Below are 13,822 nucleotides of genomic sequence, written 5' to 3'. Positions count from 1 at the left end.
GCCGCATTCAACTGCCCGGTCACAAACCAAAACGGAATATTGAACGGCAGCGTCAACGCCCCACCCAACACCGTGAACACCGGCTGAATCGCCGTAAACAAACTCGGCGCCGGCGCAGCAGCCGCAGCCAGCGGCGTCGCGGCCGAACCTTGGACACCCGGCAAGGTAGCCAACGATCCGATGCTGGCGGGCGAGAGCGTGCCGTCGTTCGACGTCAGGACGTAAGCCTGCGTTGACACGGTCCGATGCTGTTCCGGACTGGCGCTAGGAGTTTGGATCGTGAGCGCGGAAGCCGACGCGGCGATGCAAATACTGCAAACCGTCGCGGCCGCCGTCGCACGAAGTCGTATACGCACGTAAACCACCCCTTCTGGGCAAAGTTTGTGAATAGGCTGGAAGTAACCTGGAGAACTCGCCATAAACGTAGGGCACACTGCACCATGCCGCCGACCACGAACTCGATAGTTTTCCTAGCCGTAAGTCAAATATCTCCCAGCCGCCATCGAGGATTGCCCAGGGATTCTCCGAATCAACCAGCGGTTGGGCAAATCACCTCAGCATGGCTGTCGGACCCCGGTGCGAGCATCTGTTCATGACCGGAACAGCCAGCATCCTGCACGCGGATCTGGACTCGTTCTACGCCTCCGTCGAGCAACGTGATGATCCAGCGCTACGCGACCGCCCGGTAATCGTTGGAGGCGGTGTCGTGCTGGCCGCCAGCTACGAAGCGAAGCGGTGCGGGGTGCGCACCGCGATGGGAGGCCGACAAGCGCGGCAACTATGCCCCAGGGCCGTGGTGGTTCCACCCCGTTTCGACGCGTATAGCGCGGCAAGCAAGAAGGTCTTCGAGGTCTTCCGCGACACCACTCCCCTGGTCGAGCCGTTGTCCATCGACGAGGCATTTCTGGATGTCTCTGGCCTACTGCGCATTTCGGGCACGCCACGCGATATCGCGGCGACACTACGCGCGGAGGTACGCCGGCGGGCTGGTCTGCCGATCACCGTCGGGATTGCTCGCACCAAGTTCCTGGCCAAGGTCGCCAGCCGCCAGGGCAAACCCGACGGGCTGTTGGCGGTAGAACCCCACGAGGAGTTGTCATTCCTGCGCCCCTTGCCGGTGCAGGCGCTGTGGGGCGTCGGCGCGATCACCGCCGAGAAGCTGCGTGTGTACGGCATCCATACGGTCGCGGATATCGCCGATCTCGGTGAGTCCACGCTGGCGTCCATGGTTGGTCGGGCCATGGGCCGCCAATTACATTGCCTCGCAAATAATGTCGACCCGCGGCGGGTGCAGGGCGGACGGCGGCGACGTTCGATCGGCGCGCAGTGCGCACTCGGAAGACAGCGCCGCAGGACCGACGAGATCGACGCCATCACGACGCAACTCATCGAACGGATCGCCCGCCGGATGCGTGGCGCCGGACGAAGCTGCCGAACCGTCATACTCCGGCTGCGGTTCGACGATTACACACGCGCGACACGCTCACACACCGTGTTGCGGCCCACCACCTCTACCGAGCACCTACTGGCGGTGGCACGCCAGCTTGTCACGCAGGCAGCTCCCCTCGTCGCGGAACGGGGTATCACCCTGATCGGATTCTCCGTTTCCAACTTGGATCCTTGCGGGGCAGCGCAATTGGAGCTCCCGTTCACGGACTTGACGGAGAACGCGCTGGCGCTCGACAACATCCTCGACGAACTGCGCGACAAGTTCGGCACTCGGTCGGTCACCCGCGCCACCCTGCTGCACGGGGGCGGACACGAAGAATGGGGCATCCCAACCTTCGAGGACATCTGAAACGTGCACCCTTCAGCAAGAAGCGGGCCTCGTCATCGCCGCACGGACAATGACGAGGCCTACCGCAGTCACGATCAGGAATCGACGGAGCACAACCAGAAGGTGGCACCGGTGGTGTCACGGACCAGGGCCATCCGGCCGTATGGGGTGTCCTGCGCGGGTGTGAGTACCACACCACCGAGCTCGGTGACCTTGGCGGCACTGGCGTCAGTGTCCTCGGTGCCGAAATACACGGCCCAATGCGCCGGTACACCCTCCGGCAGCGTCCACTGGCCGACCGTTGCGTCGTTGACTCCGGCGATCGGCTCCCCGTCATGCTGAGCACACGCATACCGGAACTCATCGGAATCGCCCTCTACCTTGGTTTTCCACCCGAGTACCTTGGTGTAAAAGTCGACCGCCTTGTCGTATTCACGGGTGTTCAGTTCATGCCACACCGGCGCGCCCGCCTCGGCGACCAGCTGGAACCCCTTGTGGGCCAACGGCTGCCACAACCCCGCCACGGCACCGGAGGGATCGCCGAAGAGCCCCATGTAGCCGAGCTGCGGAACTTCCATGGCCTGCATGCAATTTCCGCCGCCGTTGTCGGCCGCCTTCTGCAGTGTGGCGTTGATGTCATCGGTGGCGAAGTAGGTGGTCCACCCGTCGGGAGCATTCCACTCCGGGTTGTTGGCGATCATTCCGGCGACAGCCTTGCCGTCCTTATGCGCATTCACGTAGCCGCCGTACTCAGGGCCGGCCTCCTGCAAGGTCCAACCGAACAACGCGCTATAGAACGCCTTCGACTTCTCAACGTCCGACGAGGCAAGGTCGATCCACGCCGGGGCGCCGAGTGGAGTTTCTTCACGAGTAGGCATGGGGTCTCCTTGAACTGGATGGGGCATTCATAGGTATCGACCACCGGCGCCACAAAAACTCATCGCAGGCGCTGACCCTCTCTGCCGCGGACGGGGAACAGTTCGCTACGGTCTGTGGGGTGATCGTGCTGCTGCCGCCCTCGGAAACCAAACGTGAAGGCGGAGATCACACTCCTCTGTGCCTGGATGAACTGGCGACACCGTCGCTGAATCCACTACGCACGGTACTCATCGACGAGCTCGTCGCTCTCGCCGCCAACCCGCAGGACTGCCGGAAAGCGCTGGGCATCTCCGCATCCCAGGACCCCGAGATTCAACGCAACGCCGAGCTGCGCGTTTCTCCCACCATGCCTGCGCTGCACCGGTACACCGGCGTGCTGTACGACGCCTTGGACGTGACATCGCTGCGTGGTGCCTCCGCAACTCGCGCACGTGAACGACTCGCTGTCGGCTCGGCACTGTTCGGACTGCTGCGGGCCGATGATCCGGTTCCTGCCTATCGGCTGTCTGCCTCATCCAAACTGCCCGGAAAGCCGTCGTTGTCCGCGCGCTGGAAGCCAGTTCTGGAGCCTGCCTTGGCCGAACTGGCCGCCCGTGAACTCATCGTCGACCTGCGCTCGGGCTCCTATGCGGGTTTGGGACGGCTACCGCGCGCGGTGACCGTCGATTGCCTCACCGAGCATCCCGATGGGCGGCGCACGGTGATCACCCATTTCAACAAGGCGCACAAGGGAAAGCTGGCGCGCATCCTGGCCGGAAGCCGAGCAGAACCCAACGATGCCGCCGGGGTGGCCACCGTCGCCCGTCGCGGCGGACTTCATATCGAACGCGACGGCGACGCGCTGACGATCATCGTCAGTCAGTAGACCCGGAGTGTGACTTTCCCTCGGAGGTGTGCGTCTTTCCTTCGGAGGAATGTGAATTCCCTTCCGATGACGATGCACTCTTGCCAGTCGACGACTTCTCCGGCGACGACTTTTCCGGCGATGGCTTCTGGGCGGGCTTATCAGTCGTACCGCCCACAGAGGATGCCGGTCCTTCGCCAACCTTGGTCGCCGTAGACGCAGCGGGCGCCTTGCTGTCCGCCTCGGCGCCCTTGGACCCCTCGGCCGTCTTGGTGCCGCCAGTTGTGCCGGTTTCACCAGGCGTCGACTTCAGGCTGTCACGGATGACCTTGACTGGACGTGTGGCATCCGGCTTCGCCGGTTCCGGCTTGGTCTCCGCCTTGACCGGTTCGGGCTTGGCAGGCTCGGGCTTCGTTGATGCTGCCGCCGCTGGATCAACCTTGGGCTCAACAGCCTTCGTCGGGTCAACCTTGGGCTCAACGACCTTCGTAGGCTCGACAGCCTTCGTGGGCTCAACGACCTTAGTGGGGTCAACGGCCTTCGTCGGGTCGACCTTGGGCTCAACAGCCTTAGTGGGGTCAACAGCCTTAGCCGGATCTGCCTTCGTCGCATCCGCGGGTGTATCGACGGGCTTGGCCTCATGCTCGTTCTTGGGCGCCTCTGCAGGCGTCTCCGCAGGCTTGGCTCCATGCTCCGTGTGCTCGGTATTGGGAGTCTTCGCATCGACGTCGCGCTTGGCGGTCTCCGACTTCTCGGACGCGGTTTCCGGCTTGGTGACAGCCTGATCGACCTGCTTCGAGGATGCCTCCGGTGTGGTCCCGGGGTCGGTCCCAGGTAGCGATATCTTCGGCACCTGTCCCAGCAGGCTCGACAAGTCATTGAGTGCGGCGACAATCACCGTCGGCACACCCTCGGTCCTACCGATGATCGCCTGTACCGGCACCGTAATCGGCAGCGCCAGCACATGCAGTACCGCGAACGCCAACTGCGCAAAGTAGGACGGCGTGCCGAACGCCGGGCGCGGGCCCGGGAAGTTAGTCGGCAAGGGCTCTGGTTCCGGAGCCGGCTCCTCAGCGGCGGGCGCTTCGGCCTCCGCTGCCGCCGTCTTCGGCAACGGAGAGGAGGCCTCCGCGACCTTCTGCTGTGCCTGCGCCGCCGCCGGTTGCTGCGGTGAGAACCCTGGTATCTGGCCCAGCAGGCCCGACAAGTCATTGAGCGCCGCAGCTATCACCGTCGGCACACCCTCGGCGCTGCCCAGGAAGAACTGCACAGGCACCGTGATCGGCAAGGCCACAACGTGGAACACCGCAAAAGCCAGCTGCGCAAAGTAGGACGGGGTGCCAAACGCAGGCCAATGCGTCCCCGGGAAGTTGGTGGGCGGCGCCGGCTCGTCGGCCGCGGGCGGATCTGTGGGCTGCTCGACGGGCGGATCAACCGGCTGCTCTACCGGCGGATCGACGGGATCGAGGGCGGCCGCGGTGATCCCCGGAGTCGAACCGGTCGACGCGGCTTGTGATGCCGTGAGGAGTTTGGCGACTGTCCCGATGAGATCGCTGCTACTCGGTACCCCGGTAGCCACCGGATTCGATTGCGCCCCAGCATCAGTCTGCGGAGCAGCCACCGCCAGCAGGTCAGAGAACGACGTGAGAGAGACTGCCCGATTCGTCGCGGAACGTGTTGTGGCCGTAGCCGTTAGGGAAGGAACCGGCCGCACAGTGCGCGCGTCCACACCTGTCCCGACACACAGACTGCACACCGCAGCAACCGCAGCAGTTCGAATAGCCACATACACTGGATGACACTCCCCTACGACCGACCCGACCAGACTGTCTCCGACAAGGGCAAACTACTACCTCTGCGCACAGCCGACAACACGAAGGAATCGGCAGCGCCTCAACCGTCGGCGCCGGTCCTGACCGGCTGATTCGCCAACGCGAACACCTCGTCATCGGTGAACAGCCTTGACCGGATGAGGAAACGCACCCCCTCCGGTGCCTCCAGCGAAAATCCCGACCCTCGCCCAGGCACCACGTCCACCGTCAAATGTGTATGTGACCAGTACTCGAACTGGTCGGCACTCATCCAGAACGGCGTTCCCCCGCTAACCTCACCGAGCAACACATCCGACGCACCCACACGAAATTCCCCGCGCAGGTAACACATCGGCGCACTCCCGTCACAGCAGCCGCCGGACTGGTGGAACATCACAGGTCCGTGTGTGGCCACCAGCGAAGCCAACAGCTCGGCCGCCGCCGGAGTGAGCTCGACGCGATTGATCAGGGCCTGACTTCCTTCGCGCAAGCTCTCATCAGAAGAACCCCGCAGCGTCGGGCGAGTAGCTCACCAACAGATTCTTGGTCTGCTGGTAGTGATCGAGCATCATCTTGTGGTTCTCACGCCCGATACCGGACTTCTTGTAGCCGCCGAACGCGGCGTGCGCGGGATACTGGTGGTAGCAGTTGGTCCACACCCGGCCCGCCTTGATACCGCGACCCAACCGGTAGGCGTTGGTCATATCCCGCGACCACACCCCCGCGCCCAGGCCGTACAGCGTGTCATTGGCAATCTTGAGCGCCTCGTCCAGCGAGTCGAACTTCGCCACGGACAGCACCGGGCCGAAGATTTCTTCCTGGAAGATGCGCATGTTGTTGGTGCCGGCGAACACGGTCGGCTGAATGTAGGCGCCGTCCGGGTAATCGGCAACCTTACGGGCGTCACCACCGGTGAGCACCTGAGCTCCCTCTTGTCGCCCAATGTCAATGTAGGACAAGATCTTTTCGTACTGATCATTACTGGCTTGGGCACCGATCATGGTGTCTTCGTCGAGCGGATCGCCGCCCACGATGGCCTCCACGCGGGTGATCGCACGTGCGATGAATTCGTCGTAGATGGAGGAATGCACTAGCGCCCGCGAGGGACACGTGCACACCTCACCCTGGTTGAGCGCGAACATGGTGAAGCCCTCGAGCGCCTTGTCCAGGAAGGCGTCATCGGCAGCCATCACGTCGGGCATGAAGATGTTGGGGCTCTTGCCGCCAAGCTCCAAGGTGACGGGGATGATGTTCTCCGTCGCGTACTGCATGATGAGGCGCCCGGTGGTGGTCTCGCCGGTGAAGGCGATCTTGGCGATGCGTGGGCTTGAAGCCAGCGGCTTACCCGCCTCGACACCAAATCCATTGACCACATTGATGATCCCCGGCGGGAGTAGATCGGCAATCAACTCCATCAGCACCAGGATCGAGACGGGCGTCTGCTCGGCGGGCTTGAGGACCACACAGTTGCCCGCCGCTAGCGCCGGCGCTAGCTTCCAGACCGCCATCAGCAGCGGGAAATTCCAGGGAATGATCTGGCCAACAACCCCCAGTGGCTCATGGAAGTGATAGGCGACGGTGTCGTGATCGATCTCCGAGATCGATCCCTCCTGGGCGCGCAGCACCCCGGCGAAGTAGCGAAAGTGATCGATGGCCAGCGGGATATCGGCGTTGAGGCTTTCGCGAATCGGCTTGCCGTTGTCCCAGGTTTCCGCGACCGCCAGCCTCTCGATGTTCTGTTCCATCCGGTCGGCAACCCGGAGCAGAGTATTCGACCGTTCGGCCGGTGAGGTGTTGCCCCAGGCTTCGGCCGCGGCGTGGGCGGCGTCCAGCGCCTTCTCGATGTCGGGCGCGGTGCTGCGGGCAACCTGAGTGAATACCTTGCCGTCGATCGGCGAGGAGTCATCGAAGTACCGCCCATCGGATGGAGCCACCCACTCCCCACCGATGAAGTTGTCATACCGGGGCGCGAAAGTGACTGCGCTGCCCTCGGTTCCGGGCGCTGCGTGCTTCATTGCCTGCTCCTATCCGTCATCCGTGCGAGCCCTGTGACGTACGTTACACCCAGGTCAGCGGCGGGCCTCGGGTTGTCAGGCTCGCGGTCACGGCACCAACTGGCTTCCTGTCCACGTGCGTGCGGGCCACGTAAGTTCATGATGCCCGGGCCCACATACCTTTAGCATGGGTAAGTTATGTCAGCCGAATCCCCGCAGCAGGCCCCTGAATCCGAAACAGTCGATCAGGAAGCCGCGAGCTCCATGATCAGCGTGCAGCGCCGCAATCTCATCTTCGTCGCGGTCCTGCTCGGGATGCTGCTCGCCGCGCTGGACGGCACCATTGTCGCCACCGCCCTGCCCACCGTCGTCGCCGATCTCGGAGATGCCGGGCACCAATCGTGGGTGGTCACCAGCTATCTACTGGCCTCCACGGTGGCTACCGCGGTGATGGGCAAGTTCGGTGACCTCTTCGGACGGCGAACAGTCTTCATGGCCTGCATCGTCATCTTCGCGGCCGGATCGCTGCTCTGCGGCGTGGCCGGTTCCATGGCGATGCTCGTGGGCGCTCGCGCCATTCAGGGACTCGGATCCGGCGGCCTCATGGTGACGGCGACTGCCCTCATCGGCGAGATCATCCCGATGCGCGAGCGCGGCCGGTATCAGGGCATGCTGGGTGCGGTCTTCGGGGTGACGACCGTGATCGGCCCGCTGTTGGGCGGTCTGTTCACCGATCATCTGGGCTGGCGCTGGGCCTTCTACATCAATCTGCCCATCTCTGTCGTGGTGATCCTGGTTGCGGCCGGAGCCATCCCGGCGCTGGCCAAGGCGACACGCCCCGTCATCGACTACTGGGGCATTGTGCTCATTGGGCTGGGCGCCTCGGCACTGACGCTGGCGACCAGTTGGGGCGGCACCACCTATCCCTGGTCCTCACCGATGATTATCGGGTTGTTCGTCGGTTCGGTCGCAGCCATCGTCCTGTTCGTCTGGGTGGAATCCCGAGTATCCGAACCGATTCTGCCGCCACGACTGTTCCGCGACCCGGTCTTCACGATCTGCTGCGTGCTGAGCTTCGTCGTCGGCTTCGCCATGCTCGGGGTGATGACCTACCTACCGACGTTCATGCAGTTCGTCAACGGTGTCTCGGCCACCGTCTCGGGTATGCGCACACTGCCCATGGTGGCGGGCATGCTGATCACCTCCACCGGAACCGGCATCCTGGTAGGACGCACCGGCAAGTACAAGCGCTATCCCGTCGCCGGCACTGCCACCATGGCCATCGCGCTGGTGCTGCTGTCTAGCATGGACAACTCGACACCGTTCCTCCTGCAGTCGCTGTACCTGCTCATCCTGGGCGTAGGTATCGGCGCCTCGATGCAAGTACTCACACTCATCGTGCAGAACACGGCCCGATTCGACGATCTAGGCGTCGCGACATCCGGCGTGACGTTCTTCCGCACCATCGGCAGCTCCTTCGGCGCCGCGATATTCGGGTCGCTGTTCTCCAATTTCCTTGCACGCGAAATTAGCTCGGCGACGGTGCCATCCGAGGCTGCCCGGTCACCACAGGCGCTGCACGCACTGCCGCATGACGCCGCGATACCCGTCATCAATGCCTACGCCGACTCGTTGGACCTTGTGTTCCTTTGCGCCGCACCGGTTGCCGTCATCGGGTTCGTCGTCGCGCTGTTCCTCAAGGAGGTCCCGCTGCGCGGCACCGACTCGGCCCTTGCCGCGGATATGGGCGAGGGCTTCGGCATGCCCAATTCGGTCTCGCCGGACAAATTGCTGGAGATCGCGATCAGCAACGCAATGCGCGGATTCCCACACATCGGTCTGCACAAGCTACGCGAACACGCGGGTGTATCGATGCCCATCGCTCCGCTGTGGGCCCTGGTGCAGGCCAACCGATTTTTGCGTGCCACCGGATCTGCGGAGGTGTCCCGCATCGCGCAGTGGTACCGGATACCTCCAGAGGTCATCGACCCCGCCTTCAACGAACTCGTCGAGAATGGTTACGCGCTGCGCACCAATGACCATGTCTGGCTCACCGACCCCGGGCGACAGGAAGTCGACAAAATCAGCGAGGCGATCAACCAGTACTTGGTCGAACGACTTTCCCGCACACCCGATTTCGAAGATCGCGCGGACCGGGAGCAGATTCAGGCAGCGCTCGAACGCATTTCACGGCGAATCGTTACCGATACCGACTGGCGTGAGAACCCTATCTCTGCGCTACCCGCGGCACCTGGGGCGTCACCAGCACGGTGAGTAGCGCCTCGATTGCCGGGCGCGGATTGAAGTCCGGCGCCGGGTTGGCAAGCTGCTGGTAGATGATGCCGGTGAGATAGTCCTGAAAGACTTCCGCATGCAATTCGGGGGTTGTCGGGTTCACTTTGCGCATGAGCTGCAGTGTGCGGGGAATCTGCGCATCCCGGCCTTGCTGCAGCGGCTCCCTCAGCTCGGGATGACTCCAACCCTCCATGAGCAGTGCCATGTACGCCCGCACCCGGGTGCTCATCACCCCGACGGCACCGTTGGCGTACGCGGTACCGATACCCACCAGGTCGGGCACCGTGGTCGGGTTGATCTCTGTGACAAGCGCCCGCCAGAAGGCCCGACGGAGCTTCTCGATCTCGATGATGACACCGAGGAGCAGGGCATCGCGAGTACGGAAGTGATTCGACGTGGTTCCGCTGGGAACATTCGCCGCCGCATCGACCGATCGATAGGTGAGGCCACCAACACCCATAGTGCCCGCCACCTGAATAGCAGCTTCCAGCACCTCTGCCCGCCGACCCCGTGGTTGCTCGTTCATCACTACAAGCGTATTACGGTCAACTTCTGGGCACGCGCATTCCTCCCATAGCCTTCCTCTGGTTTTTCTCTAGGCTGGAAGACATGCGCTTTTCGATATGGGGACAAACCAATCAATCCTGGGCAGATCTGCTGGATATCGCCCAGTACGCCGACAACGGATCCTGGCGCGCCTTCTATGCGGCCGACCACTTCATGTCACATGCCGACACCCCCGAGCAGCGCACCGACTTCCACGAGGCCACCGCAATCTTTGCGGCGCTCGCCGCAGCCACCTCGAGAATCCGGCTCGCACCCCTGGTGCTGTCGATGACTTTCCGGCATCCGGCGGTGCTTGCCAACTGGGCAGCCACCGTCGACCACGTAAGCCAGGGACGCTTCACGCTGGGGCTGGGCGCGGGCTGGCAGGAAAATGAACACCAGCGCTATGGGCTCGCACTCGGCAGTCCCGGACCCCGTGTCGACCGGTTTTCCGAAGGGCTGCAAGTCATTACCGGCTTGCTCAACGAACAAGTCACCACCGTGGCCGGCGAGTACTACCAGCTGGCGGACGGCATCTGCGAACCCAAACCGCTACAGGTTCCCTTGCCTATCCTGATCGGCGCCACACAGCCGCGCATGCTTGGTCTGACCGCGCGGTATGCCCAGGAATGGAACCAGTGGTCCTCGCCCGGCACCTTCCATGAGACCTCGGGCCGACTGGACGCCGCGGCCGAGAAAATTGGCCGCGATCCGGCGACGATTTGGCGCTCCACTCAGGCGCGCATCATCGTCACAGGCGACCCGCAATCCGAAGCGCGCGCCGCAGAAACCGCTGTGGCATCACCGATTCCGGTGTTGTACGGTACCGCGGAACGCATCGCGGAGCAGATGGCGGCGTGGGCCGAGGAGGGTGTTGACGAAGTCATCCTGCCGGACCACCTGCTAGGTACAGGATCAGCTCGCCGAGACGCCTATGACGCCCTGGCGCAAGCTCTTCGACCGCTGGCGGACTAGTTCGTACGGCTACGCGGCTCAGTTACCCCAGCCGCGCTGGCCGTCCCAGCCACCACAAACGCCGTTGTAGCAACCGTGGCCCCAGCCACCTTGCCCGGGATTCCATCCGCCGCACACGCCGTTGTAGCAGCCACCGCCACCACCCGCGTCACCGCTGCCCGAACCGTCGGGATCGGCAAGAACGACCTGGTTGGACGTGGTTGTCGGCACCCCGGTGGTCATCACGGCGGCGGGTGCAGCAGCGATAAGCGCCGCGCCGGCACCTGCAGCGAACACCGTTCCGATGAACTTCCGTGTGATTGACATATATCCATATTGCTCCATATTCCGGAGCCTGCCAACCACCGACACGAGCTCGATACTCATCCAATCACAAACGGTCACTTGTGTTTTCGCAGGTAGAACGTAAAAAAGTGCTTACGACGCGGATGCAAAAACTTGAACGAATTTCGACAGCGAGGCGTCGATGTCACTGCGCAGCGCGGCAGCGACCACCGCGCCGATCGGGCCGAACATCGCAGGCCCACCCAAGTGCAGGGTGAAGTCCACGACCGAACCCGGGCCCTTCGGGGTGATCGTCACCCGGAGCTTGACCTTCACGCCGCCCCTACCCTGTCCTTCCAGGAACAGAGCCGTCGGCGGATCGTACTTCTGAAGGGTCCATTTGACGCGGTTATACATGCCCTTCACACACACGATCGAGTCGATCACCGTGCCCTTTTCCAAGATCTCGGGCAACGGGCTGCGCCATGCGGTGTGAACGCTCAGCCACTCATCGAAACGCCGCAGATCCGAGGCGTGCTCCCAGGCCTCCTGAGGAGGGAGGGGCACATCGATGGAGGAATTCAGTTTGGCTGCCACGTCGGCAAACGATACCGGAGCGATACCAACAGGCGGCTAGCAGTTACTGGGGGCCGGGATCCCGGCAAACCGATCCGCAATCCACTGCACCCCCAGCCGTTCCCCTTCTGGGTCCACATGCCCCTTACCCGGCGCGACAATCTCCTGGACCGTGTCGCCCAGCGTGCAGGCCCGCCGCACCGCCGCATGGATCCAGCGTGCATCGATGAGCCGATCGGCCCCACCGGCGTACACGAGCATCGGCCCGGACGCCGGGCCGAGCGGTAGCGCGATCCGCTTCAGCGCAGCCGCGAAAATCGCCGTGTCCAATGCGGTAGTGCCGTGAAAATCATTGGCACGCAACCTACCTATGGCTGCAGCCCGCGCGAGATCCAGTCCGTTATGACACCCCAGTAGCAGCGCCTTGTCGTGTGGATTGTCCTGGAAGGACCCGTGCAGAAAGTTCTCGGGCCGCAGCTCCGGAACGGTGACCGACAACCCCGTGAGCAGGGTGGGCATCATCGAGAGCTGGCTCCAGTCGTATCGGCCATCGCCGATATGGGTCGCCATATCGGTGAGATCGGCAGCCGGAGACAGATTGGCCGCACCCACGAACTCCAGTTCAGGGGCATAATCGCCGGCAAGCTCGGCAGCCGCCCACGTTGCCTGGCCGCCCTGGGAAGCACCGATGGCCGCCCATGACGTCGAAGCCCCGGGGATCAGCGATACCGCGGCGCGCGCCGCATCGATCACGTTGAAGCCCTCGGACCGCGGTTCCAGATACGGATGCGGCCCCGGAACGCCCAATCCTTCGTAATCCGTGATGGCCACCGCCCAGCCGCGCCTGGTGAGGGTGCGCACCAGCCAGATGTAGCCCCGCAGATCGGGAGCTCGAGAAACCGCGCATTCGTCGTCCAGTCCGGTGGTGCCATGCCCTACCGAGACAATGGGCCAACCATGTTGTGGCGGTTGACCTTTGGGAGAGAATACGACTCCGGAGACCTCGGTGGGCGTGCCGGTGGTGCCCGAGGTCGACATGTACCGGATCAGATGGCCGTCAGCGAGGGCATCAAGGTCCGGGGCCAGCGACAACGGCGCATCCCACAGCACCTCACCCGGCGGCGGCGAGGGAGGCAGAGGTGCGACACCTTCCGCCTCCACCCGCGCGCAGGCCGCCGTGAACAGCACCAGCACCGCAAGCAACGGCGCCAGTCGGTTACTGAGCGTCGCCGGCCTTCGGGGACTCGGTACCTTCCACCTTCTCCACCGCGCCCTTGGCGGCATCCTGCACCTTGTCCACCACCGAGCTGTACTTGCCACCGGTCTTGGAATCGATCGCGTCGCCGACCTTGTCGACGGCCTGGTTCACCTTGTCCTTGTTGCCCGCCAACAGGCTCTTGAGCTTGTCGATGAGACCCTTGAAATCAGCCATGAGCGTGTTCTCCTTCGTCTGGGACGGCGCAACTGTAGTACGAGATCGCGGCGTATGTCGGCTCGAGTGACGGACCTTGTGAAAATCACGTTGACCGGCGCTCCCGAGACGATGCTGGCCACCTTGTACGGCCGCGCACAGGATGCCACCTCCCCCAATTCGGTTCTTCATGACCACTACGCCGCGGATGCCGTCGCGCGCATCGACTACGACTTCTCCAAAACCAAGATCAAAGGCACCCAGGCGATCGGCGTGGCGCTGCGCGCCCAGCAGCTCGATGTCTGGACCTCGGAGTTTCTGACCGTGCACCGGGAGGCTACGGTGCTGCATCTGGCCTGCGGGCTGGATACCCGCGTCTTCCGGGTCAATCCGGCCGACACGGTGCGCATGCGGTTCAGTTTTTAGGCGCGGGCGCTCAGTCGCCTTCGC

Annotated in this window: 13 protein-coding genes and 2 pseudogenes; 5 read left to right on the top strand and 10 right to left on the bottom strand. The window is 63.5% G+C overall.

Going from position 1 to position 13,822, the window contains the following annotated elements; all coding sequences use genetic code 11:
* Window positions 1-365: pseudogene (locus tag AC5Y5C_RS24585) on the bottom strand (hypothetical protein); the annotation flags it as partial.
* Between the two features lie 227 nt (window positions 366-592).
* Between AC5Y5C_RS24585 and dinB the strand changes: the two are divergent.
* Window positions 593-1,798, top strand: coding sequence for a DNA polymerase IV (gene dinB / locus AC5Y5C_RS24580; RefSeq protein ID WP_499977260.1), 1,206 nt, complete (start codon window positions 593-595; stop codon window positions 1,796-1,798).
* 74 nt (window positions 1,799-1,872) lie between these two features.
* Here dinB and AC5Y5C_RS24575 read toward each other — a convergent pair whose 3' ends face one another.
* A complete protein-coding gene (locus AC5Y5C_RS24575) occupies window positions 1,873-2,655 on the bottom strand; it encodes a VOC family protein (RefSeq protein ID WP_499977259.1) in 783 nt (260 codons plus the stop codon).
* 119 nt (window positions 2,656-2,774) lie between these two features.
* Here AC5Y5C_RS24575 and yaaA point away from each other — a divergent pair, with 119 nt between their 5' ends.
* Entirely contained in the window at window positions 2,775-3,521 is a 747-nt protein-coding gene (gene yaaA, locus AC5Y5C_RS24570) for a peroxide stress protein YaaA (protein WP_499977257.1), read from the top strand.
* Here yaaA and AC5Y5C_RS24565 read toward each other — a convergent pair.
* The 3 genes from AC5Y5C_RS24565 to adh all read right to left on the bottom strand — a co-directional run bounded on the left by AC5Y5C_RS24565 (window position 3,511) and on the right by adh (window position 7,326).
* A complete protein-coding gene (locus AC5Y5C_RS24565) occupies window positions 3,511-5,292 on the bottom strand; it encodes a hypothetical protein (RefSeq protein ID WP_499977256.1) in 1,782 nt (593 codons plus the stop codon). The two genes, yaaA and AC5Y5C_RS24565, sit on opposite strands and share 11 nt — an antisense overlap.
* 101 nt (window positions 5,293-5,393) lie before the next feature.
* Entirely contained in the window at window positions 5,394-5,825 is a 432-nt protein-coding gene (locus AC5Y5C_RS24560) for a DUF779 domain-containing protein (protein WP_499977280.1), read from the bottom strand.
* On the bottom strand, window positions 5,809-7,326 hold the full coding sequence (gene adh / locus AC5Y5C_RS24555; RefSeq protein WP_499977254.1) for an aldehyde dehydrogenase: 1,518 nt from the start codon (window positions 7,324-7,326) through the stop codon (window positions 5,809-5,811). The genes AC5Y5C_RS24560 and adh overlap by 17 nt, the downstream gene beginning before the upstream one ends.
* Window positions 7,327-7,569: 243 nt before the next feature.
* Here adh and AC5Y5C_RS24550 point away from each other — a divergent pair, with 243 nt between their 5' ends.
* Window positions 7,570-9,579, top strand: coding sequence for an MDR family MFS transporter (locus tag AC5Y5C_RS24550; protein WP_499977279.1), 2,010 nt, complete (start codon window positions 7,570-7,572; stop codon window positions 9,577-9,579).
* On the opposite strand, the gene AC5Y5C_RS24545 is transcribed toward AC5Y5C_RS24550, so the two are convergent.
* Window positions 9,533-10,093 carry a TetR/AcrR family transcriptional regulator gene (locus tag AC5Y5C_RS24545; protein ID WP_499977278.1) on the bottom strand — a complete coding sequence of 187 codons (561 nt, stop codon included), beginning with the start codon at window positions 10,091-10,093 and terminating at the stop codon, window positions 9,533-9,535. The two genes, AC5Y5C_RS24550 and AC5Y5C_RS24545, sit on opposite strands and share 47 nt — an antisense overlap.
* Window positions 10,094-10,209: 116 nt before the next feature.
* Here AC5Y5C_RS24545 and AC5Y5C_RS24540 point away from each other — a divergent pair, with 116 nt between their 5' ends.
* Window positions 10,210-11,121, top strand: coding sequence for an LLM class flavin-dependent oxidoreductase (locus AC5Y5C_RS24540; protein WP_499977252.1), 912 nt, complete (start codon window positions 10,210-10,212; stop codon window positions 11,119-11,121).
* A gap of 18 nt (window positions 11,122-11,139) precedes the next feature.
* On the opposite strand, the gene AC5Y5C_RS24535 is transcribed toward AC5Y5C_RS24540, so the two are convergent.
* The 4 genes from AC5Y5C_RS24535 to AC5Y5C_RS24520 all read right to left on the bottom strand — a co-directional run bounded on the left by AC5Y5C_RS24535 (window position 11,140) and on the right by AC5Y5C_RS24520 (window position 13,393).
* A complete protein-coding gene (locus AC5Y5C_RS24535) occupies window positions 11,140-11,427 on the bottom strand; it encodes a hypothetical protein (protein ID WP_499977250.1) in 288 nt (95 codons plus the stop codon).
* 111 nt (window positions 11,428-11,538) lie between these two features.
* Window positions 11,539-11,982: a type II toxin-antitoxin system Rv0910 family toxin gene (locus tag AC5Y5C_RS24530; RefSeq protein WP_499977248.1), complete on the bottom strand. Its 444-nt coding sequence runs from the start codon at window positions 11,980-11,982 to the stop codon at window positions 11,539-11,541.
* A gap of 36 nt (window positions 11,983-12,018) precedes the next feature.
* Complete coding sequence (locus tag AC5Y5C_RS24525) at window positions 12,019-13,155, bottom strand: lipase family protein (RefSeq protein WP_499977246.1); 1,137 nt, start codon at window positions 13,153-13,155, stop codon at window positions 12,019-12,021.
* Between the two features lie 22 nt (window positions 13,156-13,177).
* Complete coding sequence (locus AC5Y5C_RS24520; RefSeq protein WP_134062685.1) at window positions 13,178-13,393, bottom strand: antitoxin; 216 nt, start codon at window positions 13,391-13,393, stop codon at window positions 13,178-13,180.
* A 54-nt stretch (window positions 13,394-13,447) separates the two neighbouring features.
* Between AC5Y5C_RS24520 and AC5Y5C_RS24515 the strand changes: the two are divergent.
* Window positions 13,448-13,780 (top strand): annotated as a pseudogene (locus AC5Y5C_RS24515) (class I SAM-dependent methyltransferase); the annotation flags it as partial.
* Window positions 13,781-13,822 lie beyond the last annotated feature (42 nt).

Source organism: Mycobacterium sp. NGS15 (assembly GCF_059813245.1).
The sequence above is the reverse complement of the archived record's forward strand: the minus strand, read 5'-3'. Positions and strand labels throughout refer to the sequence as shown.

Bases quoted from the DNA above. Each gene is read 5' to 3' on its own strand.
- AC5Y5C_RS24540 (WP_499977252.1), top strand. From the start codon at position 10,210: ATGCGCTTTTCGATATGGGGACAAACCAATCAATCCTGGGCAGATCTG.
- AC5Y5C_RS24550 (WP_499977279.1), top strand. From the start codon at position 7,570: ATGATCAGCGTGCAGCGCCGCAATCTCATCTTCGTCGCGGTCCTGCTC.
- adh (WP_499977254.1), bottom strand. From the start codon at position 7,326: ATGAAGCACGCAGCGCCCGGAACCGAGGGCAGCGCAGTCACTTTCGCG.
- AC5Y5C_RS24520 (WP_134062685.1), bottom strand. From the start codon at position 13,393: ATGGCTGATTTCAAGGGTCTCATCGACAAGCTCAAGAGCCTGTTGGCG.
- AC5Y5C_RS24535 (WP_499977250.1), bottom strand. From the start codon at position 11,427: ATGTCAATCACACGGAAGTTCATCGGAACGGTGTTCGCTGCAGGTGCC.
- dinB (WP_499977260.1), top strand. From the start codon at position 593: ATGACCGGAACAGCCAGCATCCTGCACGCGGATCTGGACTCGTTCTAC.
- AC5Y5C_RS24575 (WP_499977259.1), bottom strand. From the start codon at position 2,655: ATGCCTACTCGTGAAGAAACTCCACTCGGCGCCCCGGCGTGGATCGAC.